20 protein-coding genes are annotated in these 22,312 nt (G+C 65.0%); 7 read left to right on the top strand and 13 right to left on the bottom strand.

Annotated elements, in window-relative coordinates; genetic code table 11:
- Positions 1 to 81 precede the first annotated feature (81 nt).
- From CYJ07_RS01270 to CYJ07_RS01230, 9 genes are all read right to left on the bottom strand, one after another.
- Positions 82 to 1,245 carry a D-alanyl-D-alanine carboxypeptidase family protein gene (locus CYJ07_RS01270; RefSeq protein WP_104201846.1) on the bottom strand — a complete coding sequence of 388 codons (1,164 nt, stop codon included), beginning with the start codon at positions 1,243 to 1,245 and terminating at the stop codon, positions 82 to 84.
- 84 nt (positions 1,246 to 1,329) lie between these two features.
- Positions 1,330 to 2,322, bottom strand: coding sequence for a septal ring lytic transglycosylase RlpA family protein (locus CYJ07_RS01265; protein WP_104201845.1), 993 nt, complete (start codon positions 2,320 to 2,322; stop codon positions 1,330 to 1,332).
- Positions 2,319 to 3,383, bottom strand: coding sequence for a lytic murein transglycosylase B (gene mltB, locus CYJ07_RS01260; protein ID WP_231489494.1), 1,065 nt, complete (start codon positions 3,381 to 3,383; stop codon positions 2,319 to 2,321). Before mltB ends, CYJ07_RS01265 begins: the two co-directional genes overlap by 4 nt.
- A gap of 58 nt (positions 3,384 to 3,441) precedes the next feature.
- Positions 3,442 to 4,596, bottom strand: coding sequence for a rod shape-determining protein RodA (gene rodA, locus CYJ07_RS01255; protein ID WP_422666934.1), 1,155 nt, complete (start codon positions 4,594 to 4,596; stop codon positions 3,442 to 3,444).
- Positions 4,597 to 4,605: 9 nt separating this feature from the next.
- A complete protein-coding gene (gene mrdA / locus CYJ07_RS01250) occupies positions 4,606 to 6,513 on the bottom strand; it encodes a penicillin-binding protein 2 (protein WP_104201843.1) in 1,908 nt (635 codons plus the stop codon).
- A gap of 38 nt (positions 6,514 to 6,551) precedes the next feature.
- Complete coding sequence (rlmH, locus tag CYJ07_RS01245) at positions 6,552 to 7,019, bottom strand: 23S rRNA (pseudouridine(1915)-N(3))-methyltransferase RlmH (RefSeq protein WP_104201842.1); 468 nt, start codon at positions 7,017 to 7,019, stop codon at positions 6,552 to 6,554.
- Complete coding sequence (gene rsfS, locus CYJ07_RS01240) at positions 7,016 to 7,378, bottom strand: ribosome silencing factor (protein WP_104201841.1); 363 nt, start codon at positions 7,376 to 7,378, stop codon at positions 7,016 to 7,018. The genes rlmH and rsfS overlap by 4 nt, the downstream gene beginning before the upstream one ends.
- Before the next feature lie 84 nt (positions 7,379 to 7,462).
- Positions 7,463 to 8,092, bottom strand: a complete 630-nt coding sequence (gene nadD / locus CYJ07_RS01235) for a nicotinate-nucleotide adenylyltransferase (protein WP_104201840.1) — start codon at positions 8,090 to 8,092, stop codon at positions 7,463 to 7,465.
- 53 nt (positions 8,093 to 8,145) lie between these two features.
- On the bottom strand, positions 8,146 to 9,450 hold the full coding sequence (locus CYJ07_RS01230) for a glutamate-5-semialdehyde dehydrogenase (protein ID WP_104201839.1): 1,305 nt from the start codon (positions 9,448 to 9,450) through the stop codon (positions 8,146 to 8,148).
- A 91-nt stretch (positions 9,451 to 9,541) separates the two neighbouring features.
- Between CYJ07_RS01230 and CYJ07_RS01225 the strand changes: the two genes are divergently transcribed.
- The 3 genes from CYJ07_RS01225 to CYJ07_RS01215 are packed head-to-tail and all read left to right on the top strand — an operon-like array spanning position 9,542 to position 12,771.
- Positions 9,542 to 10,411: a hypothetical protein gene (locus CYJ07_RS01225; protein ID WP_104201838.1), complete on the top strand. Its 870-nt coding sequence runs from the start codon at positions 9,542 to 9,544 to the stop codon at positions 10,409 to 10,411.
- The gene (locus CYJ07_RS01220) at positions 10,404 to 11,336 is read left to right on the top strand and encodes a diguanylate cyclase domain-containing protein (RefSeq protein ID WP_104201837.1); all 933 of its coding nucleotides are present in this window, start codon (positions 10,404 to 10,406) and stop codon (positions 11,334 to 11,336) included. Before CYJ07_RS01225 ends, CYJ07_RS01220 begins: the two co-directional genes overlap by 8 nt.
- A gap of 31 nt (positions 11,337 to 11,367) precedes the next feature.
- Positions 11,368 to 12,771, top strand: a complete 1,404-nt coding sequence (locus tag CYJ07_RS01215) for a bifunctional DedA family/phosphatase PAP2 family protein (protein ID WP_104201836.1) — start codon at positions 11,368 to 11,370, stop codon at positions 12,769 to 12,771.
- A gap of 15 nt (positions 12,772 to 12,786) precedes the next feature.
- Here the strand turns inward: CYJ07_RS01215 and CYJ07_RS01210 are convergent, their stop codons facing one another.
- The 3 genes from CYJ07_RS01210 to mpl all read right to left on the bottom strand — a co-directional run bounded on the left by CYJ07_RS01210 (position 12,787) and on the right by mpl (position 15,506).
- Positions 12,787 to 13,410, bottom strand: a complete 624-nt coding sequence (locus CYJ07_RS01210; protein WP_197038218.1) for a LysE family translocator — start codon at positions 13,408 to 13,410, stop codon at positions 12,787 to 12,789.
- An 82-nt stretch (positions 13,411 to 13,492) separates the two neighbouring features.
- Entirely contained in the window at positions 13,493 to 14,110 is a 618-nt protein-coding gene (locus CYJ07_RS01205) for a flavin prenyltransferase UbiX (RefSeq protein ID WP_104201835.1), read from the bottom strand.
- A gap of 16 nt (positions 14,111 to 14,126) precedes the next feature.
- Positions 14,127 to 15,506 (bottom strand): UDP-N-acetylmuramate:L-alanyl-gamma-D-glutamyl-meso-diaminopimelate ligase, encoded by a 1,380-nt coding sequence (gene mpl / locus CYJ07_RS01200; RefSeq protein ID WP_104201834.1) that lies wholly within the window; start codon positions 15,504 to 15,506, stop codon positions 14,127 to 14,129.
- 191 nt (positions 15,507 to 15,697) lie between these two features.
- On the opposite strand from mpl, the gene CYJ07_RS01195 reads away from it, so the two are divergent.
- Positions 15,698 to 16,957 (top strand): 6-phosphofructokinase, encoded by a 1,260-nt coding sequence (locus CYJ07_RS01195; RefSeq protein WP_104201833.1) that lies wholly within the window; start codon positions 15,698 to 15,700, stop codon positions 16,955 to 16,957.
- Positions 16,958 to 17,028: 71 nt separating this feature from the next.
- Here CYJ07_RS01195 and CYJ07_RS01190 read toward each other — a convergent pair whose 3' ends face one another.
- Entirely contained in the window at positions 17,029 to 18,681 is a 1,653-nt protein-coding gene (locus CYJ07_RS01190; RefSeq protein ID WP_422666932.1) for a protein kinase domain-containing protein, read from the bottom strand.
- 317 nt (positions 18,682 to 18,998) lie between these two features.
- Between CYJ07_RS01190 and ppa the strand changes: the two genes are divergently transcribed.
- From ppa to accB, 3 genes are all read left to right on the top strand, one after another.
- A complete protein-coding gene (gene ppa, locus CYJ07_RS01185; protein WP_104201832.1) occupies positions 18,999 to 19,529 on the top strand; it encodes an inorganic diphosphatase in 531 nt (176 codons plus the stop codon).
- 222 nt (positions 19,530 to 19,751) lie between these two features.
- Complete coding sequence (gene dsbD, locus CYJ07_RS01180) at positions 19,752 to 21,647, top strand: protein-disulfide reductase DsbD (protein WP_104201831.1); 1,896 nt, start codon at positions 19,752 to 19,754, stop codon at positions 21,645 to 21,647.
- Positions 21,648 to 21,830: 183 nt separating this feature from the next.
- On the top strand, positions 21,831 to 22,295 hold the full coding sequence (gene accB / locus CYJ07_RS01175) for an acetyl-CoA carboxylase biotin carboxyl carrier protein (protein ID WP_104201830.1): 465 nt from the start codon (positions 21,831 to 21,833) through the stop codon (positions 22,293 to 22,295).
- Positions 22,296 to 22,312 lie beyond the last annotated feature (17 nt).

Below are 22,312 nucleotides of genomic sequence, written 5' to 3'. Positions count from 1 at the left end.
TACTCAACCTTTCCCCGGCAACCAAGGAGGTCACCGGGGCTTGTCCGTGCGAGACGCTGAGCGTAGAGACTCCGGAAGCGTCTAGAACCATCCGCCCAGCAAGTTGGTGAAGAAGCGGCGCACCTGGTCGAACAGTCGCTTGAACAGGCCGCCCTCCTCGATCGCCTCCAGCGCGACCAAGGGCTGCTCGCCGACCACTTCCTCTCCCAGACGCACTTCCAGGGTACCCACGCGCTCACCTAAATTGATCGGCGCCGTCAGGTCCGGCCGAACGTCGAGCCGTGCGCTCAGCTCTTCGCTGCGCGACCGCGGCAGGGTCATGAAGACGTCCTGGTCGACCCCCAGGCGCAGCTCGTTCTTTTCACCGCCCCAGACGCGGGGTGAATTGAGCACGGCTCCCTGGTCGTAGAGCTTCAAGGTCTCGAAGTAGCGAAAACCATAGCTGAGCAGCTTCTGGGTCTCCTGGGCACGAGCCTCCTCGGAGCTAGTCCCCATCACTACCGAGATCAGACGCATGCCATCGCGTTCGGCCGACGCCACCAGGCAATAGCCCGCTTCGTCGGTATGACCGGTCTTCAAACCATCCACCGACGCATCACGCCACAGCAAACGATTGCGGTTGGGCTGGCGGATATCATTGAAAGTGAAATACTTCTCGGCGTAGATGGCGTAGTGCTCGGGGTAGTCGTCGATGATGTACTGGGACAATAGCGCCAGGTCTCGGGCCGAGGAGTAGTGCTCGGGATGCGGCAGGCCCGTGGCATTGACGAAGTGAGTGTTGCTCAGGCCGAGCCGGGAAGCGTGCTGATTCATCATGTCGGCGAAGGGCCCCTCGCCACCGGCCAGGTGCTCGGCCACGGCGACGCTGGCATCGTTGCCCGACTGGATGATGATGCCGTAGAGCAGGTCGCGGATCGATACCTGCTTGCCGACCTCGATGAACATCTTGGAGCCACCCGTACGCCAGGCGTTCTCACTGACCGGTACCATGTCGTCCAGCGAGATATTGCCACGATCCAGCTCTCGCTCGACCAAATAGGCGGTCATCAGCTTGGTCAAGCTGGCTGGCGGCAGGCGCTCGTCGGCATTGTGCTCCGTCAACACCCTGCCGCTGTTGGCATCCATGAGTATCCACGATTTGGCGGCGATCTGGGGCGGCGAGGGAACGATGGCCTGCGGCGACGGTGTCGACTGGGCCAAGGCCTGGGAAACGAACAGCAGCAGGCACATCAGTACTGCCGGCATCAATCGTGGGGGGAAATAACGGAATAGCACTTGCATGGGCATGGATGTCATCGCTACGTCGAGAGAATCAAGGGAAGGCGCCGATCAGTCGGCGCCGTTGACGATAAAGGCCTGGTCGAAGCCGGCCCGCCTGAGCTCGTCGCGTACGGGCTCCACCTGCCCCGCATGGGCCAGAGGACCAACCTGTACACGGTACATGCCGGTGGCATCCGATACGCGCACGGGATGCGACAGTTCGCTCTCGAGCCGTGCCTTGAGCGCGCGAGCGTTGTCGGCGGACCCCAGCGCCGCGATCTGCAGGTAAATGGGTTTACCGCCCGTGTCGTCGCTGGCGCCGGCGTTCCCGGTCGAAGCGACGCGAGGTGATGCTGCGGCTACGGTTGCGGCCGCGTTCTCAGCGCGAGGAGCCGGGGTTGCGGCGACCTCTGCCTCTGCGGGCGCCGGTTGGACAGTACGCGATGCCTCTCGGTTCACCCCGCCACGCCCGTTCTCGGCCAGCCATGCCTCGGGGTCGATCGCCTCGACTTTCACGCGGCCAGTACCGCGATCGAGAATGTCCAGACGCGCCGCCGCGGCATAGGAGAGATCGATCTCGCGGTCGTTATGGAAGGGGCCGCGATCATTGACCCGCACGATGACCGAACTCCCGTTGTCCAGGTTGGTCACCCGGGCGAACGTCGGCAGCGGCAAGGAGCGATGGGCGGCACTCATCTTGTACATGTCGTAGATCTCGCCATTGGACGTGGCGTAGCCGTGAAACTTCTCGCCATACCAGGAGGCGGTCCCCTGACGCACGTAGCCCCTGGCATCGGGCAGCACGCGGTAGGTCTTGCCCCAGACCTCGTAGACCGATCGATTGCCGCCCCGCGACGGCTCTTCGGTACGCGGAACCGCATCGGGAATCTCGCTGACGTCGGGCGGATCCTGCGGGTAGGCGTCACCACTCAGGGCGTAGCGCTCTCCGCCGCCGGCAGGCGCCCGCGACGAGACCTCTCGCGGCTCCGGCGCGCTGGAGCCACCGCTTGCACAGCCAGCCAGCAGCGCGGCCATCACCAGTATCGTCCACAGCGCCCTCATGATTCGCCCTCCGCATCGTCGCCCCGCAAGTCCAGCGGAAAAGGCTCGAGTTCGCGCATTTCTGCGATCGCCTCGGCCAGTTCGGTCACGGCCATGGCATAGAGGTGACTATGGTTGTAGCGCGTGATGACGTAGAAATTGTCATGCCCTACCCGATAGCGCCATGTCTGCTCGTCCCGTTCCAGCGCCAGCGGAATCACCGGTATTGCTTCGTCGAGCGACGCTTCGACTTGCACTCCCGCCGCGGCCAGTTCGTCCAGGGCCGCATAGGGCCGTTGGGTGCGGTTGAAGGCGATGTCGTCGGGTGGCGTTTCAGGGCCGGTTGCCTCGTGATAGATCGGCTCGCCCTGACGCCAGCCATGCTCGGCGAAGTAATTGCCCACGCTGCCTATGGCGTCCACCGGATTGGTCCAGAGATCGCGCAGCCCGTCGTCATCGAAATCCACCGCGTACGCACGGTAGCTGGTGGGAATGAATTGCGGGTAGCCCATGGCGCCGGCATAGGAACCCTTCAGACTTCCGGGAACCACCTCCTGCTCATGGGCAATCTCGAGAAAAGCCGCCAGCTCACCGCGGAAGAAACCGCCGCGTACGGGATGGTGAAAGGCCAGCGTCGCCAAGGAGTCGAGTACACGGTGTCCGCCGGTGTAGCGACCGTAGCTGGTCTCGACGCCGATGATCGCGGCAATCACCTCCGCCGGTACGCCGAACCTCTCCTCGGCACGCGCAAAGGCCTCGGCGTGGGTCTCGATGAAGGCGACCCCACGACTGATGCGCTCGGGCTTGAGAAAGATATCGCGGTACTGATCCCAGCGCAGGTGCCGCTCGACCGCCCCCGCCATGGCATCGAGCACACCCTGCTGAAAGTCGGCATCGCGCAGCGCCGCTTCCAGCCAGTCATGTGGAATTTCGCGCTCGGCAAGCTCTTCCACCAGCGCTCTCGCCTCCTCGTGCCGAGACGGATCGAAATCCGCAGCATTCAGTCCGAGCGTCGGCCACCACAGAGCCGTCACCGTCAGCACGGCACCGCCGGCCCCCATCCACTTCTTCGATGGCATCATGCACTCGCCACTCCCTACTTGGGGCCTCTTCGCCTGGGCTTTGCGTCGCCGCCGAACGTCAGCGCGGCAGCAGGCGACGGTGCCCATGAATGGACATGAGAATACCGAATCCCGCCAGCAAGGTCACGCTGGAGGTCCCACCATAGCTGACCAGCGGCAAGGGGACACCGACCACCGGCAGGATGCCACTGACCATGCCCACATTGACGAAGACGTAAATGAAAAACGTCAGGATGATGCTACCGCCGAGCAGACGACCGAAGGTGTCATGGGCGGCCATCGATAGCCATAAGCCGCGCAGGATGATCAGCAGGTAGAGCAGCAGCACCACCAGCATGCCCACCAGCCCGAACTCTTCGCCCAGTACCGCGACGATGAAATCGGTATGCCGCTCGGGCAGGAACTCCAGCTGGGATTGGGTGCCCTGCAGCCAGCCCTTGCCCCACAGGCCGCCGCTACCGATCGCCGTGGTCGACTGGATGATATTCCAGCCGGAGCCCAGCGGATCGCTATCGGGGTTGAGAAAGGTCAGCACCCGCTGGCGCTGATAGTTGTGCAGGTTAATCCACAGGAGCGGGAGTGCTGCGGCTGCGGCTACGGCGAGAAAGACGATGAAGCGCCAGGAGAGCCCCGCCAGCAGCACCACGAAAATACCCGCACAGGCGACCAGCAATGATGTCCCCAAGTCGGGCTGCTTGGCGATCAGCACCACCGGCAGACCAAGCAGCACGGCACACACGAGCAGATCCTTCCAGCGCGGCGGCAATTGTCGTCGGCTCAACCATGCCGCCAGCATCAGCGGCATGGCCAGCTTCATCAATTCCGACGGCTGGAAGCGGATCACGCCGGGAATCTCGAGCCAGCGTTGAGCCCCCATGCCCATGTCGCCCACCAGTTCGACCGCCACCAGCATCAGCACGCCGACCCCATAGATCGGCGGCGCCCAGCGCATCAGCGTGGCGGGAGGCAGCTGCGCCAGCACCAGCAGGACGACAAGTGCCACCAGGAAGCGTGAGCCCTGGGCAATGACGACCTCGATGCGCTGGCCGCTGGCGCTGTAGAGCACGCCAAGTCCCGCCACCAGCAGTATCAGCAGCAGCAGCAGCAACCAAGGGTCGAGGTGCACCCTCTCCCAAATGCTTTTGCGCCGCGATATGCCGCTCTCCGGGGCTCGTGTGGGTCGGCCACGCAGGGCTCGGGTCAATCCATTCATCGCCATCGCTCAGTTCCCCGCCACGGTACCGGTGTCGCTCTCCAACGTCTCGCGGACTTCCTCGACGTCGGGAGCCTCCTCCTCGAGCAGCCAAGCATCGGTGATCGCTCGCGCCAGGTGCGCCGCATGCGTACTGCCGCCACCGGCGTTCTCGACGATCACGGAGACGGCGATCTGCGGGTCTTCCAGCGGGGCGAAGGCCATGAATAGTGCATGGTCCCGCAGCCGCTCGGCGAGCTCTTCAGCATTGTACTTCTGGTCCTGCCCCAGGGAGAAAACCTGAGCGGTGCCTGATTTCCCGCCCATGCGATACTCGAGTCCCACCCCGGTGCGCCTGGCCGTACCCTCGCTACCGCTGAGCACCTTCTCCATGCCCGCGAAGACGCGATCCCACCAGGCATCATTGGCGATGGTGATATCGTCCGGCGTATCGGGTAATTCCTGCGGAACCGACTCGTCGCCGATCAGCTGTGCCAGGCGCGGCTTGACCCACTCCCCACGGTTGGCCAGCACCGCCGTGGCGGTCGCAAGCTGCAGTGGCGTAACCTGCCAGTACCCTTGACCGATGCCGACGGAAAGCGTCTCGCCCGGATACCAAGACTGGTTGAAGCGACCACGCTTCCACTCTCGCGAGGGCATCAGCGCAGCACTCTCGCCGAATACGTCGTGACCGACGCGCTCGCCAAAGCCAAACGCACTCATCTGCGCGTGCAGGCGATCGATGCCCATGTCATGGGCCAGGGTGTAATAGTAGGTGTTGTTGGAAACGGCGATGGAGCGCTCCATGTCGACGCGGCCATGCCCCCAGCGCAACCAGTTGCGGTAGCGGCGGCTGTCGTTGGGCAGTTGGTAGAATCCAGGATCGTTGATGGTTCGATCGGGTGTGATGACCCCCTCCGCGAGCCCGGCGAGGGCCAGGAACGGCTTGATCGTCGAGCCTGGCGGGTACTGCCCCCGGATCGCGCGGTTGAACAGCGGCAGGTCGATGTCCTCCTGCAGGGCACGATAGGAGGCGAAGTCGATGCCGGTGACGAACCGGTTGCTGTCGAACCCGGGCGCCGACACCATGGCCAGGATCTCTCCGGTCTTGGGTGCGATGGCGACGATGGAGCCTCGGCGACCGTCGAGCAGCTCATAGGCCAGCGCCTGCAGTTCCTTGTCGAGGGTCAGCGTCAGATTCTGTCCCGGTACCGGGTCGGTACGCCCCAGTTCGCGCAGAACGCGCCCGCGGGCATTGGTCTCCACCTGGCGCAGGCCGGCCTGGCCATGTAGCACGTCCTCGTAGAAGCGCTCTACGCCGGTCTTGCCGATGAAATGGGTACCGGCATAGCGCCCCGGATCGAGGCTCTTTAGCTCCTCGGCATTGATCCGTCCCACATAGCCCAGGGCGTGCGCCATGATCTCGGCATCGGGGTAGTAGCGCAGCAGTTGCGCCTCGACTTCGACCCCGGGAAGACGATGTCGGTTGATCGCCAGCCGCGCGATCTGTATCTCGTCAAGTTCGCTCATCAACAGCGACGGCTGGAACGGTCGCTGAGGCTGGCGGGCGCGGATGCGAAACCCCTCGGCCTCCTCCTGCGTGAGTTCGAGCAGCTCCTCGAGCAAGTCGAGGGTGGCATCGAGATCCTCGACGCGTTCGCGGGTCAGGGTCAGGTTGTAGGTGGGCCGATTCTCGGCCAACAGTACGCCGTTCCGATCGTAGATCAGACCCCGGGTGGGCGGCAGCGGCTCCACGCGCACGCGATTCTTCTCGGAACGCGTACTGTAGACTTCGTGCTGCACGATCTGCAGGTAGCCGAGGCGCCCCGCCAGCAGTCCGGTCAGGAGCAGGACGACCAGCGCCGCCAGCAGCGCCCGCATACGAAAGATACGCAGCTCTTGTTCAGGATTCTTGAGGGTGTCACGGCGATCGCGCATGCCGGCAATGATCTCGCTGGTTCTCGTGTAGCCGCCACTCAGCGGTGATAGGGGTGACCCACCAGCAGTGTCCAGGCGCGATAAAGCTGCTCGGCCAGGATCACCCGCACCAGCGGATGCGGCAGGGTCAGAGGTGATAGCGACCAGCACCTGTCGGCACTGGCCGAGAGCTGAGGGCACAGGCCATCGGGGCCGCCGATCAAAAGTGCAACGTCACGGCCGGCAAGCCGCCACTCCTCGGCCTCGCGAGCCAGGCGCTGGGTGCTCCAGGCCTGGCCCTGGACTTCCAGCGCCACCGTGATTTCGTCGCCGCGCAGGCGTTCCCGGATGCGCTGCGCCTCGAGTGCCACGGCACGTGCGACGTCGGCGTTCTTGCCGCGCTGACCGGGAGCGATCTCTTCGATTTCCAGGGCGAAATCACGCGGCAGCCGCTTGCGGTACTCTTCGATTCCTTCGCTCACCCAGCCAGGCATGCGCGTACCGACCGCCAGCAGGCGGATCCTCATGCGCCGCTATGCCCTTGCTGCAGCTCGCTGTCGCTGGGCAGATCGGCCCATAGCCGCTCAAGGTCGTAGAGCTGGCGCGTCTCTGGAAGCATGACATGTACCACGATATCGCCGAGATCCACCAACACCCAGTCGGAGCCCGATTGCCCTTCTACCCCTAGCGGCTGGATATCGTTGGCCTTGGCTTTCTCGATGACACTGTCGGCAAGCGCGGCCACGTGTCGAGTGGATGTCCCGCTGGCTACGACCATCAGGTCGGTAACGCTGGTCAGCCGGGATACGTCGAGCAGAGCCACGTCCTTGGCCTTGAGATCCTCCAGAGCGTCCACCACCAGAGTCTTGAGCGAATCGTTATGCATAGCCCCTCGTCAACGGGAAGTCTTGGTCGCTGCCATTGTAGCGTCTCATGCCCGCAGCGTCGCGCCTGCTGGCGCCAAACATGCCTAAGAGTGCCGATACAGCGAATCGGTGAGAAGACGCGCCTCCACCGCTTCGGGCAGGAGGTAACGAACGCTGCTCCCCTCCGCCAGGCGGCGCCGCACTTCCGTGGCCGAAATTGCCAACCGGGTGGGCAGCGCAAGGCGTAACAAGCCCCCTGCGGGCCGTTGCATCAACATCTCGCCGCTATCGACCTCGCGCCCGGCGATGAGTTCACGCAACGGCTGCGATAGCGGGGCGTCGAAATCGGGGCGATCGATAACCACCAGGTGCGCCAGCTCGAAGAGTCGCTTCGGCGAGCGCCAATCGGATAAACGCAAAAAGGCGTCGTGCCCCAGCACCATGACCAGGCACGCCTCGGGGCCATACTCCTGACGCAGGCTTGCCAGGGTGTCGGCACTGTAGGAGGGCCCCTCGCGCTCGAGTTCGCGCGGGTCGGCGAGCAGTCCCGGTGTATCACCGACGCCGAGACGCAGCAGCGCGAGGCGATCCCGGGCGGATACCTGGGGCTTGCCCCGCAGGGGCGGAACCTTGGCCAGCACCATGTGCACGCGGTCGAGGTTCAGGACCTCGCGCAGCTCCACGGCGCTGCGCAGATGCCCCAGATGCACCGGATCGAAGGTGCCGCCGAGCATGGCGATGCGCGGCGGTCGATCCGGCGTCCGCGGGCCGTGCTCAGACGCTTCGCTCACTGTCGAACCTGGCCATCGCCCAGCACGACGTACTTGCGCGTGGTCAGCCCCTCGAGCCCCACCGGACCGCGAGCGTGAAGCTTGTCAGTGGAAATGCCTATCTCCGCGCCCAGGCCGTACTCGAACCCATCGGCGAAACGCGTCGAGGCGTTGACGATCACCGAGCTGGAATCGACCTCAGCCATGAAGCGTCGCGCCAACCCGTAATGCTCGGTGACGATGGCGTCGGTATGGTGCGAACCATAGCGCTCGATGTGTTCGATGGCCGGCTCGATGCCGTCGACCACGCGGATCGCCAGGACCGGCGCCAGGTACTCGGCATGCCAGTCCTCCTCGGTAGCGGCGACGATACCGCCAAGGATGTCTTGGGTGCGCTCGCAGCCGCGCAGCTCGACGCCATGCTCGGCATAGGCCTCGGCCAGCTTCGGCAGCAGGGTCTCGGCGACAGGCGCGTCGAGCAATAGCGTCTCCATGGTATTGCATGTGCCGTAACGCTGGGTCTTGGCATTGACCGCAATGGCCAGCGCCTTGCCGAGGTCAGCCGTGGCGTCGACGTAGACATGGCATACGCCATCGAGGTGCTTGATCACCGGCACGCGTGCTTCACGCGAGATTCGCTCTATCAGAGATTTGCCGCCGCGCGGAATGATCACGTCGACATACTCGGGCATGGTGATCAGATGGCCCACGGCGGCACGATCCGTAATGGCCACCACTTGCACCGCCGTGTCGGGCAGGCCGGCCTCGCGCAGCCCCTCGCAAATGCACGCGGCGATCGCAGCGTTGGCGTCACGCGCCTCGGAGCCGCCGCGCAGAATACAGGCGTTGCCGGACTTCAGGCACAGACTCGCGGCCTCAAGCGTCACGTTGGGTCGCGATTCGTAGACGATGCCGATCACGCCCAGCGGCACCCGCATCTGTCCCACCTGGATGCCGCTGGGGCGTGACCGCAGGCCATCGATCTCGCCGACGGGGTCGGGTAACGCAGCGACCTGATGCAGTCCCTCTATCATGGCGTCAAAGCGAGCATCGTTGAGCGCCAGACGATCCAGCAAGGCGGTATCGAGACCGTTCTCGCGACCGCGGGCGAGATCGCTGGCATTGGCAGCCAGCACCTCGCCCCGGCGCCGCTGCAGGTGATCGGCCATGGCCAGCAGGGCGCGGTTCTTGTCGGATGTGCTGGCGCGGCGCATCTGTGCGGCAGCGGCACGCGCCGACTCACCAAGCTTCGCCATGTAGGCGGCGACGTCGCCGATCTCATGCGCATCGGCACGTTCGGTATGGGAGGCGTGGGCGATCATGCGGAACGAGAGTCTCCTAGACTGAGCGCCACATGGCGCTGCGAACGTTATACTGGCGCGACACCGCGTCGAACCCTCATAGTAAGGCACCATGCAGAGCAAGTACAAAGTCAGGCTGATGCGCCTGAACCTATGGGCCGCGGCGCTGCTGCTGGCTTTACTGGCCTATCTCTCGGAGCCGCTCTCCAGCGCGCTGCTGCTGGGGCTGGCCAGCGCCTGGCTGGCGCTCACCGCGACCCTGCTGGAATTCAGCCATCGGCGCCCCGCCACGGTGCCCTGGCAGATATTGCCGAGCCTGCTGCTGGCAGGGCTGCTTTGGGTGGATCCGGAGCGCCACGCCCTGTGGCTATGGGCCTGGCCAGCGCTGCTGATGTTGCCCCAGCCTGGCTGGATCCTCGCCCTCTCCTGCGCGCTCGCCGGCATCACTTGGTGGTCCCTGGCGGATTTGCTCGGCACCGAGCAGACGCTCTTCTCGGGCCTGGTGCTGCTGCCGCTGATGCTGCTCGGCCTGGCTCGCAATCGACACTTGCTGCCGGCCCGTGCGGCTGCGCGCCAGCGCGTGCGTCTGATCCCAGGTCTGCCGCTGTGGAGCGCCCAGCGACTCGCCATCGATCTGCGCCGCGAACGCGCCCGCTGTCGCCGCGAGGGGGTCTATGGCGAACTGATGCTGCTGCGTGCGCCGCGCAATCAGTTCTGGACGCTGGCCCAGGATCTGTGCCGCCTGACCCATGAATTCGAGAACTGCTACCGCCTCGATCACCGCACCCTGGCCGTGCTGCTCCTCAGCCGCGATATTCATCAGGCGCAGAAGCGTCGCCATGCCCTGCTTAAGGGATTGCGCCCCAGCGCCAAGGTGCGTTTCACCGCACTGAATGCGGTCGGGGCGCTCGACGCGCTGCTGAAGCGCTTCGAGCGCCAATCCAGCGATTTCGAGGTCGAAGCGGAGAGCGCGCATGGATGACAACCGCGAACGCGCGATGCGCTTTATCGTTGCCTACGCCACCGCTGCACTGCTGTTGGGCGGTTATGCGATCTGGCACTACCTGATGGGCGAATATGATCGCATTCTGTTGCCCACCGCTCTGGCCCTGGTCATGCTCGTGGCCTGCCTGCTACGCCTGTCGAGCGCCAATCAGGCTCGCCTGTCGGCCTATCTGGCATTGATCGCGGGCTATCTAATGCTGGCGCTGGAGCTGCCCCGTCTCGACGAATCGGGCGTCATGTGGCTAGGGTTGCCCCCGCTGCTGACCGTCCTGCTGTTGCCACTGGCTTCGGCCATGCTTCTCAACCTGATGTTGGCCCCCGTCTGGCTAGTGCTGCTTGGCGAGACCACGGTGGACGGTCATCTGACGATCAGCTATCTGGCCATGACGCTGGTAGCCGCCCTGATACCCTGGGAGCAGAAACGTCAGCGGGCGCTGCTGAACGCCACCGACCCTCGCGACCCGCACTGCAACGCACTGGCTCGCGAGGCGTTGCACGAATTGCTGGCCAGCGAGTACCAGCGCACACAGAAGCTGGACCAGCCGCTTGCCGTGTTGGTACTCCACTTGCCACAGCTGGAAATGGCCAGCGAACAGTTCGGGAGCCGGGCGCGCCAGGCACTGCTCGACGCTCTCTGCCAGGCCGTCAGCCGCTGCTCGAGGCGCCACGACTTCCTCGGCCGGCAGAGCCCGGCCACCTTCTGGCTGGTACTGCCGGACACCAGCGAAAGCGGAGCCCAGATGGTACAGCAGCGCATCGGACAGACCGTCGAGAGCACGGTGCTCGTCGATACCGGCCCGCTACGCGTGCCCACCGCGCTATGTCAACGCTTGGCGGGCGAGAGCTGGCCGCGCTTCGAACAGCGCTTGCTGGCCCTGACCCGACAGCTCAGCGAACCCTGAACGGCCCATTGCAGACACAAGGAGTCGATGCTTGAGCCCTACCGAGTTTCTTCAGCAGCTCGCCCCCACCCCCGAGACGCTGTTGCTGCTCATCGCCGCCATCGCCCTAGTCGAATCGCTGGCTCTGATCGGGCTGCTACTGCCCGGTGTGGTGCTGATCACGGCTGTCGCCTCGCTCGCCGGGCACCAGGACATGGCGTTGACCGGACTGCTGCTCGCGGCTTTCACTGGAGCCGTACTGGGCGATGGCATCAGCTTCGCTCTGGGCTACACACAACGCGAGCGGGTCATCCAGATGTGGCCGCTCTCCCGTCACCCGGAATGGCTGGCCCGCGGCGCTCGTTTCTTCCAGCGTTACGGCAGCTTGTCGGTATTCCTCGGCCGCTTCGTCGGCCCCGTGCGGCCGATTGTTCCCCTCACTGCGGGGATGCTGCACATGGCGCCGCGCTCCTTCCTCTGGGCCAATCTTATATCGGCAGCCCTATGGGCACCCGCCTACGTGCTGCCCGGCTACCTACTGGGCCAGACCTGGCAGCAGCTGCTCGACATTCCCTCAGGCCTCGAGGAACTGCTCGTGGTGCTGGCGGTGCTGGTCGTGACATTGATCGTGGCTTTCTCCTGGCTACGCCACCAGGTCAGCCGCAGCGGCCGCGTCTATCGCCTGCTGGCCCGGAGCGCGCGCCAACGCCCCTTGCTCCGGCGGCTATGGCTACGCCAGAGCTGGCGCGGTCAGGGCGAAGTGCCGCTGGCAAGCTGGTTGCTATTGATCTTCTCGCTGGGCGGCCTTTCGGGACTGACCATCGCAGTGATTCGCCAGGACGGCCCCTTCCCCATCGATCTGCACGTGTACGCCCTGTTCACAGCGCTCGTCGTGCCGCTGCTGCCCGAAGCCGGCCAGCTGCTGGCCAAGGTCGGCGACCTCGTCGGCATCCTGGCCCTGATCCTGCCCTGGGGTGCATGGCTGCTGGCTCGGCGTCATCTGGCCGCGTTCATCCATATCGCTGCCGGGCTCGGCGCCATCGCCGTGCTCAATACCCTGGGCAAGGCTCTCATCGCACGCCCTCGCCCCGAAACACCCGACTACCTGCTTGGCTCGCTCTCCTATCCCAGCGCCCACGCCTCATCGGCGGTGGTGGTGTACGGCCTCGCAGCGGCCTTCATCGCAAGCGAGCTACCACAGCGGAAACGATTCTGGGCTTATTGGCTGGCCATCGCCTTGATCATTCCCATGGCGCTGTCGCGTCTGGTGGTCGGCGTACATTGGCTCACCGATCTGATCGGCGGCGGTCTGCTTGGGTTAGTGGTCTGCGCTCTGGTGCGCCTGGCCTGGCAGAGCAAGCCGCGCCCCCCGCTCTCCCCCTGCCCCTGGCAGCTACTGAGCGCCGCCTCGCTGGTATTGCTGAGTGCTCGCGTGATCTGGCTGCCGCCGATCTAGCCGTGCTGAACCCGATCAGCCGAAGGCCAGCCAGGCGCCAACGCCGAGCATCAGCGAGCCGGCGATACGATTGAGCAGCCGCACGTTGTCGCTTTCGCCCAGCATGCGGCGAAGGCCGCGCCCGCCGGCGGCATACATTAGGAGACAAGCGAACTCGATGGTGAGGATCACCGCGATCAACGCTGCGAGCTGACCGCTCAGCGGTTGCGCGGGATCGAGGAAAGGTGGCAGCAACGCAACGAAGAACGCCCACCCCTTGGGGTTGGCCACGGCGGTAACGAACCCTTGCAGCGCCAACTGGCCACGCGACGCTGGCGCCAGCTCCATGCTCTCCAGCGGGATCGCCATGCGTCCACGCGAACGCCACATCATCACGCCCAGATAGGCCAGGTAGGCACCGCCCAACCACTTAAACAGGGCAAAGAGTTCCGGCTGGCGCAACATCAGCGTCGCCACACCGGCACCGGCGGCGGCGGCCACCAGCCCCACCCCGACCAGTTCGCCGATCATCATCCACAGGGTGCGGCGCACGCCTTGGGTCATGCCCAGCACCATGGATAATGTCATGCACATGCCGGGCGTCAGCGAGACGAACAGGAACGTCGGCACGAAGACCGACATCAGCGACAGCTTGATCATGCGGGTTGGCCTCGTTCGTGTACGCCGACTCTGACGGAAACCGATGACAGGGGCATGACACCCCTTGCAAGCGTCACCGCCCTTACTCCCCCCAACGCGGCAAGAGCCGGTGCTCGATAGCGAGCTGGTTGAGAATTCGCGCCACGATGAAGTCGATGAGATCGTCCACACTCACGGGCCGATGGTAGAAGCCGGGAGCTGCCGGCAGGATGACCGCCCCCATGCGGGTCAAGGACAGCATATGCTCGAGATGAATCGCCGACAGCGGTGTCTCGCGCGGCACCAGGATCAGCTTGCGCCGCTCCTTCAGCGCCACGTCGGCGGCCCGCTCGATCAGGTTGTTGCTGGCCCCGGTGGCGACTGCGGAGAGCGTGCCGGTGCTGCAGGGACAGATCACCATCGCCGACGGTGCCCCGGACCCCGATGCCACCGGTGCCATCCAGTCCTCGCGACCGAAGCAGCGAATCTGGCCGGCGCGCGCGCCGCAGCGCTCCGTCAGCGCTGCGGCCAGCCGCTCGGGACGTGCCGGCAAGGCGGCATCGGTCTCGGTGTCGATCACCAGATGAGCGGCCTTCGAGATCATCACCCATACCGCATGGTCAGCGGCCACCAGCGCCTCGATCAGCCGCAGCCCGTATTGGGCACCGGAGGCGCCGGTAATCGCTACCGTGACCGGCGGACGAAAGGCCGTCTTATCCATCGGCCCGGAACTCGCCTCAGCCATGCGCCACCTTTAGCGCAACGAGCAGTTTTGCGTGAATGCCGCCGAAGCCGCCATTGGACATGATCACGATGCGATCGAGCGGGCGCGCCTCGGCCACCAGCGCCGCCACCAGGGCGTCGATGTCCTGCTCGAGCCTGGCCGGGACCGGGCTCGCCACGAGCATCGGGTCAAGCGACCAGTCGAGCCCCGGTGGCTGGTACCAGAATGCAGCGTCGGCGGCATTCACGCTTGCCGCCAGGCGCTCGCGCAGGGTACCCAGGCGCATGGTATTGGAGCGCGGCTCGATGACTGCCAGCAGCCGGCCGCGTGGCGTGGCGGCACGCAGCCCCTCGAGGGTGGCGGCGATCGCCGTGGGGTGATGGGCGAAGTCGTCGATCACCTGGATGCCGGCCACCTCACCGCGCAGCTCCTGACGTCGCCGCGGGGTCTCGAAGCGCGAAGCCGCCGCACAGCCGCGCGCCAGATCGACGCCGCAGGCATGCACCGCAGCCAGAGCGGCCAGGGCATTGCGAGCGTTGTAAGCTCCCGTCAGGCTCCAGTCGACCACCGCGTCCTCGTTCACCTCGCCCTGCTGGTGAACGACGCGGAAGCGCGAGGCGTCGTCGCGCTCGAGCTCGATGCGCCAAGGGCTCGTCGCCTCTTCGCCAAAGCGCTCCACCGGCGTCCAGCTCCCCATCGCCAGCACTCGATCGAGGGCCGGCTCGGCGTCGGCGACCAGCAGCCGCCCCTTGCCCGGCACGGTACGCACGAGATGGTGAAACTGGCGCTCTATGGCGGCCAGATCGTCAAAGATGTCGGCATGATCGAACTCGAGATTGCCCAATACGGCGATCTCGGGGCGGTAGTGGACGAACTTAGAGCGCTTGTCGAAAAATGCCGTGTCGTACTCGTCCGCCTCGATCACGAACGGAGCCCCGGGGGCACCGAGCCGCGCCGATATGCCGAAATTGCGCGGCACGCCTCCAATCAGGAAGCCCGGCGCCAGGCCCGCCGATTCCAGCAGCCAGGCGGCAAGGCTCGCCGTGGTGGTCTTGCCGTGGGTACCGGCCACGGCGATGACTCGCCTGCCCGACAGGACATGCTCGGCCAACCATTGAGGGCCCGAGACGTAGGGCAGGCCCATGTCGAGCACGGCCTCCACCTCCGGATTGCCCCGCGATATGGCATTACCCACCACCACCAGGTCGGGGCGCGGCGACAGATTCTCGGCACGGTAGCCCTCCTGCAGCTCGATTCCGGCTTCCTCCAGTTGGGTACTCATCGGCGGGTAGACACCCGTATCCGACCCGGTGACGGTGTGCCCCAGGTCTCGCGCCAGCAACGCCAGACTGCCCATGAAGGTGCCGCAGATGCCGAGAATGTGGAGGTGCATGTTGATTCGACCCTTTCACCAGTGATGCAGGCGCTCACTACCTGCCGCCGAGAAAGCGGCAGACTAGCACGGCCCGGCGCCACCCCTCCAGCGGCGTGCAGGTTCGCCGCCTTTCGGCTAAAATATTTCGCCTTGTCGTGAAGTATGAAACGGAACCTTCCCCCGCACGAGACCAGGAGCACGCAAGCCCCATGGCCCAGCATAACGCCTTCTACGCCCAGTCTGGCGGTGTTACCGCCGTGATCAACGCCAGCGCCTGTGGCGTGATCGAAGCCTGTCGCCAACACGCCGATCGCATCGGCAAGGTCTATGCCGGACACAACGGCATCATCGGCGCCTTGACCGAAGACCTGATCGACGTCAGCCAGGAGTCGGACGAGGCCATCGCCGCCCTGCGTCACACGCCCGGCGGCGCCTTCGGTTCGTGCCGCTACAAGCTCAAGGACATCGAGAGCCACCGCGCCCAGTACGAACGCCTCATCGAGGTCTTCAAGGCCCACGACATCCGCTACTTCTTCTATAACGGCGGTGGCGACAGCGCCGATACCTGCCTCAAGGTTTCCCAGCTCTCCGAGAAGATGGGCTACCCGCTGACCGCCATCCATGTGCCCAAGACCGTCGACAACGATCTGCCGATCACCGACAACTCGCCGGGCTTCGGCAGCGTAGCCAAGTACATCGCCACCTCAACGCTCGAGGCCTCGCTGGACATCGCCTCCATGTGCGCCACCTCGACCAAGGTGTTCGTGCTCGAGGTGATGGGCCGCCACGCCGGCTGGATCGCTGCCGCGGGCGCCTTGGCCGGGGAAGGTGAAGGTGAGCCGCCCCATCTGGTGATCTTCCCCGAGGTGCCGTTCGAGCGGACCAAGGTGATGGCGCGCGTCGAGGAGTGCGTGCAGAAGTACGGCTATTGCGTGATCGTCGTCTCCGAGGGTGCCCGCTACGAGGACGGCACCTTCCTTGCCGATTCGGGCAACACCGACGCCTTCGGTCACCGTCAGCTGGGAGGCGTGGCGCCGACATTGGCCGGCATGGTCAAGCAGGACCTCGGCTACAAGTACCACTGGGCGGTGGCCGACTACCTGCAGCGCGCCGCACGCCATCTGGCGTCACGCACCGATGTGGAACAAGCCTATGCGGTCGGCCAGCACGCCGTGGAACTGGCCGTTGACGGCAAGAACGCCATGATGCCGGCCATCAAGCGCATCAGCGATTCGCCCTATGAATGGCGCATCGAGCCCGCGCCGCTGGCGGAGGTGGCCAATCGCGAGAAGTTCATGCCGCGCGAGTACATTCGCGAGGACGGCTTCGGCATCACCGACGCCTGTCGCCGCTACCTGTCCCCGCTGATTCAGGGGGAGGACTACCCCCCGTTCGAGAACGGCCTACCCAAGGTAGCGAATCTCAAGCTGGCCAAGGCCGAACGCAAGTTGCCGGAGTTCAAGCTCTGACGCATCCACGCTTGAACGAGAAAGCCCGGCCATTGGCCGGGCTTTCTCGTTTTACGCGCTCGCTTGCGAGGCTATCTCAGTAGCCAGGAGAGTATGAGCAGCAACAGGAGAAGAGCCGCCACGCCCTGCCAGAAGTTGGCCGGTTCGCGCAGCAAACGCCGGGGATCGCGATGCACGGCAACGGGACGACCATCCTGGCGCAGCGCATAGAGCAGCTCCGACATGCGCCGGAAGCGCAGCGAACGCTGAGGGTCCAGCGCGCGCCGCAGGGTGTCGTCGAGCTGTGGCGATACTTCGGGATTAAACAAGCGCGCACTGCGATAGCTCAGCCGTTCGAGGTCGGTGTGGCTACGCAGGCGATCCGGCGTCAACTCGTAGGGCAGCTCGCCGGTCACCAGCCAGTAGATGGTCGAAGCCAGCGAATATTGGTCGCTGCGCCGCCCGACGCTATCGTCCAGCGCATATTCCGGAGCGCTGTGCTCGGAAAGCCCGGTCTGGCGCGCCAGCTCACGCGAGCGGCGATGCCCTTCCAGATCGCGCATGCTGCAGGCGCTGAAGTCGGTCAATACCACCTGTCCGTGCACGTCGATCAGGACATTGTCGGGGTGAATGCGCTGGTGCAGCAGATCGCGATGATGCAGTGCCTGCACCGCCTTGCCCAGCTGGGCGGCGATATCCAGCCGCTGAGCCAGGCTGGCCTGAGGATGGCGGCGGGCCCATTCGGTCAACGTAGTGCCCTCGACGTAGGCCATCAGGTAATAGAGGTAACGGCGCGGACGCGAAGGCTCCATGACGCGAGCGACGAACGGCGACTTGACCCGCTCCACCACCCATTGCTGCAGCAGGAAATGCTCCATATAGGCGTTTCGATGGGACAGCTCGGGGCTTGGCGCCTTCATCACCATCTCGCGCTCGCTGCGGGTGTCGCGCACCCGATAGACTCGCGATTGAGCGGTGCGCGAAAGTACCTCCTGCACCTCCAGTCCATCGATTCGTTCCCCTGGCGCCAGCTCGGGGGGAATCGGCAGATCGCCATAGATGCGGCTCGGGTGATCGCGTTCCTCTTCCGGCAGTTGGTCGATGCGCACCAGTTGGAAGCAGAACTGGTCGGCGCCATAGCCGCGCTCCTGCGCCCGCTCGCGGGCCGCCTCGGCGAGCCGTTCACAGGCCGCATCGAGATCACTGGCATCCTGCCGGATCAGTCGAACGTAGTCGGAGGGCATCAGCGTGCCGCGCACTGCCTGGGTGGTGAACAGAAAAATATCGCCCTGCTTCAGCGGCAGATTCATGTAGTCGATATCGATGCTGCCATCCAACCCCAGCGCACGCGACGGATAGCGATACCCCCCCAGGTCGGTGACATGATCGCGCGAGAGCTGTTCGAATTCCGCACCTCGCAGGCGAAACACCAGGGTATCGCCCATATGGAACAGGTGCGACTCGCGGCCGCGATAGACCATGGCGGAGAGCGACGCCACGTAGCTGCCGTTCTCGACGAAAGTACTCTGGCTGTAGCACCAGCCGTTAAGGGCGCGCAGCACTCGCGTCGCGGACGTCTTGACGTCCCAGTGATCGGGGGTCGAGAAATAGTCGGCCAGAAAGCCGCGCACGCTGAGATCGCCGGCCTGCTTGGCGATGGCATTACGCGAGCTGGTATCGCTGATCAGCGCGCAGGCGCCCTTGGCAGCGAGCTGCCCCGGCTCCTCCGCGATGCGGACCGACATGGAGCTGCGATGGTTGCGACGATCCGGCGCCACGAAGGCCTGGCCAACGCTCAACGACAGACGGTTGGATGGCAAGACACGCTCCTTAATGATTTCGCCGCTGATCACCCGCTCGCTCCGATTGGCTGGCCGAACACTCTGACGTCGGCCATCATACACGGTTGTCGGACCCGCCACCTGTCAACCAAAGCTAAAGCCGCGGCGGGCAGGCACGCCGCTCGTCACCTATGTCGCATTGGTAATCATCCAATCGGCTCCGTATAATTTGGCGCATTTTGCGATGACTTCACTTTTGGCCAACGAAGGAAGAAGCGACGATGAATTTCGACCATATCCCCGCCGGCAAGGACCTTCCCAACGACGTCTACGTCGCCATCGAGATCCCCGCCAACCACGCACCGATCAAGTACGAGATCGACAAGGACATGGGGGCACTGCTGGTAGACCGCTTCATGGCCACCCCGATGTTCTATCCGGCCAACTACGGGTTCATTCCCCATACCCTGGCTGATGATGGCGACCCGCTCGATGCGCTGGTGGTCACGCCCTACCCAGTCCAGCCCGGCAGCGTCATCCGCGCCCGTCCGGTCGGCATTCTGAACATGACCGACGAGGCCGGCGAGGACGCCAAGCTGGTATGCGTGCCCCATGCCAAGCTGACCACGCTCTACGACGAAGTGCAGGAAGTGACCGACCTGCCGGAGCTGCTGCGTCAGCAGATCGCTCACTTCTTCGAGAACTACAAGGACCTCGAGAAGGGCAAGTGGGTCAAGGTGGAATCCTGGGAGGGCGTCGAAGCCGCCCGCAAGGCCATCGAGAAGGCCGTGGCCGCCTACGACAAGGCCTGAGTTCCCGTCGCGGGCCGGCTTCATGCGGCCCGCCTCACTTACAGCCTCGCGGTCAGGCCAGCCTGGCCATGCGACAATGCAGCGCAGCCGTGCACGCAACTTGCCGGTTCACCCCTCTCTGCGCCTGAGGTAGGCTAGCGCCAACGCTGGCGTCGTCTGACCCACTCGGAACCCGGGACTTCGCAACCGGTCCATTTGGAGGCGCGCTCGCTCCTCAGAGGGATGATTGCATTGATTCATCGCCATCTCGTCCATCGCCTACTGCTAGCCCTGTTGCTGTGGTTGCCCATGGCGGCCCAGGCCCAGTGGTTCTCCTCTTCGAACCAGTCGGATTCGTTTCTGCCGGTACAGGATGCCTTCCAGCCAAGCGCCTGGCACGATGGCGAGACGCTCTACGTCGGCTTCGAGAATGCCGAGGGATATTACCTCTACCGGCACCAATTCGATGTCCAGAGTCGCGACGAGAGCGTCGAGCTGGGCGAGTCGATCCTGCCGGAAGGTCAGTTCAAGAGCGACGAATTCCTCGGTGACGTCTATGTCTTCTACGATCGCGTGGTCTTCGAGACACCGCTCGCCGGCGCCACCGAAGGACCGCTCGACGTGTCGGTCCGCTTCCAGGGTTGCGCCGACGCCGGCCTCTGCTACCCGCCGGAGCAGGTGAATCTCCAGGCACCGGAGGGTGCGGTGCCGGCCGCCTTCGTCGACTGGACGAATGGGGAAGGCAAAGGCACGGAGGCGGCTTCCGCCCAGGCCGCTGCCGGCTTCGCCTCATCGGCCCCACAGAGCGAGGACGGCCGCTTCAGTCGCCTGATCGGCGAAGCCAGCCTGCCGCTGGCGCTGGGCCTGTTCTTCCTGGCCGGACTGGGACTGACCTTCACCCCTTGCGTCCTGCCGATGGTGCCCATCCTGTCGTCGATCGTCGTCGGCCAGAACCCGACTCGCCCGCGCGCCTTCGTCCTCTCGGCCAGTTACGTGGCCGGCATGGCGCTGACTTATGCGCTGGCCGGCGTGCTGATGGGCCTGTTCGGCGCGGGGCTCAACCTGCAGGCGCACCTGCAGGCACCGGCGGTACTGATCACCTTCGCACTGCTCTTCGCCCTGTTCGCCCTGGCCATGCTCGGAACCTTCGATCTGCGCCTGTCACCGCGCCTGGCCACGCGCGTCGACGCCTGGCAGGCTCGCGCCCAGCGCAGCGGCCCGCTCGGCCTGGCCGGCGCCGGAGCGCTCTCGGTGCTGGTCGTTTCACCCTGCGTATCGGCCCCACTGGCAGGTGCGCTGGTATTCATCTCCTCCACCGGCGATGCCTTGCTGGGCGGGGCCGCTCTGCTCGCCCTGGGACTCGGCATGGGGGTGCCGCTACTGCTGGTCGGCACTTTCGGCACCACCGCCCTGCCGCGCTCCGGTGCCTGGATGAACGGCGTCAAGATCGCCTTCGGCATTCTGCTGCTCGGCGTGGCGGTCTGGCTCGTCGAGCGGCTGCTGCCACCTGCCATGAGCCTGTTGCTGTGGGCGGCCCTGGCGATCGGTAGCGCCCTGGCCATGGGCGCACTGACTGTCAACCAGGCCCAGGGCTGGCCCAGGGTGCGCCAGGCCGCCGGCCTGATGCTGCTGACCTGGGGCATTGCCCTGGTGATCGGAGCCGCCATGGGCGGCAACGATCCGCTGCGCCCGTTGGCTCCCGGCCTGGCCCGCTCGGCGACACCCGCCGCGAACGAGGTCACCACTGTCGCCGACCTCGAGTCGCTGCGTGCTGCGCTACGCGAAACCGATGGGCAGCGCCCCGCCTTCGTCCATTTCACCGCCGATTGGTGCATCTCGTGCAAGCAGCTGGAGCGCCAGGTCTATCCCGATCCCCAAGTGGCCGAGCCGCTGCAGAACTTCGCGCGCATCAATGTCGACGTCACGCGCACTGATGCCACCACTCGGAAGCTGCTCGATCACTTCGGCCTGTTCGGCCCGCCGAGCCTGCTATTCTTCAGCGGGGAGAATGAGATCCGTGAGGCTCGTATCCAGGGCGAGGTCGGCGCCACCGAGTTCGCTAATCATCTGCATCGCCTGCTCGACTGGTTCGAGACCGCCGCGAGCGAGACGGACAGCGCCGCACTGGCCCGCTCCTGAGCGGCTCGAACACCGTTCTCGACCGGCTGGACATCCCCCCGGTTTTTAGGCACACTCCGCCAACAACGCTTATCAAGGCCGATAGCGTCGGCAATGTTCGTAATCTTGCCGTGATCTATCGAAAGTTGGTCGGGGTTAACAGCGCCCGGCCCATCGCCCTTTACCCACCGATCGAGACGTAACATGGATATCCGCAAGGTCAAGAAACTGATCGAGCTGCTCGAAGAATCCAATATCAGCGAAATCGAGATTCAGGAAGGCGAAGAATCGGTGCGCATCAGCCGGCATCCCAACGGGGTGAGCTGGCCACAACCCCCCATGCCCCAGTATGCCCCGCCGCAGCCGGCGCCGAGTCAGTCGACACCGACTTCGGCCACCGCCGAGCCTGCCGAAGAGGCCACTTCGAGCTTCCAGGGCCATGCACTGACCTCGCCCATGGTCGGCACTTTCTACCGTAGCCCGGCGCCGGGTTCGAAGGCGTTCGTGGAAGTGGGGCAGAGCGTCAAGAAAGGCGAGACGGTGTGCATCGTAGAAGCGATGAAGATGATGAACCAGATCGAGGCGGATCGTGACGGCGTGATCGAGGCGATCCTGGTCGAGGACGGCGAGCCGGTCGAATTCGACCAGCCGATGCTCATCATCTCCTGATCTTTCACCCGATACTG

It is taken from the genome of Billgrantia saliphila (assembly GCF_002930105.1).
GTDB lineage: Bacteria > Pseudomonadota > Gammaproteobacteria > Pseudomonadales > Halomonadaceae > Halomonas > Halomonas saliphila.
The sequence above is the reverse complement of the archived record's forward strand: the minus strand, read 5'-3'. Positions and strand labels throughout refer to the sequence as shown.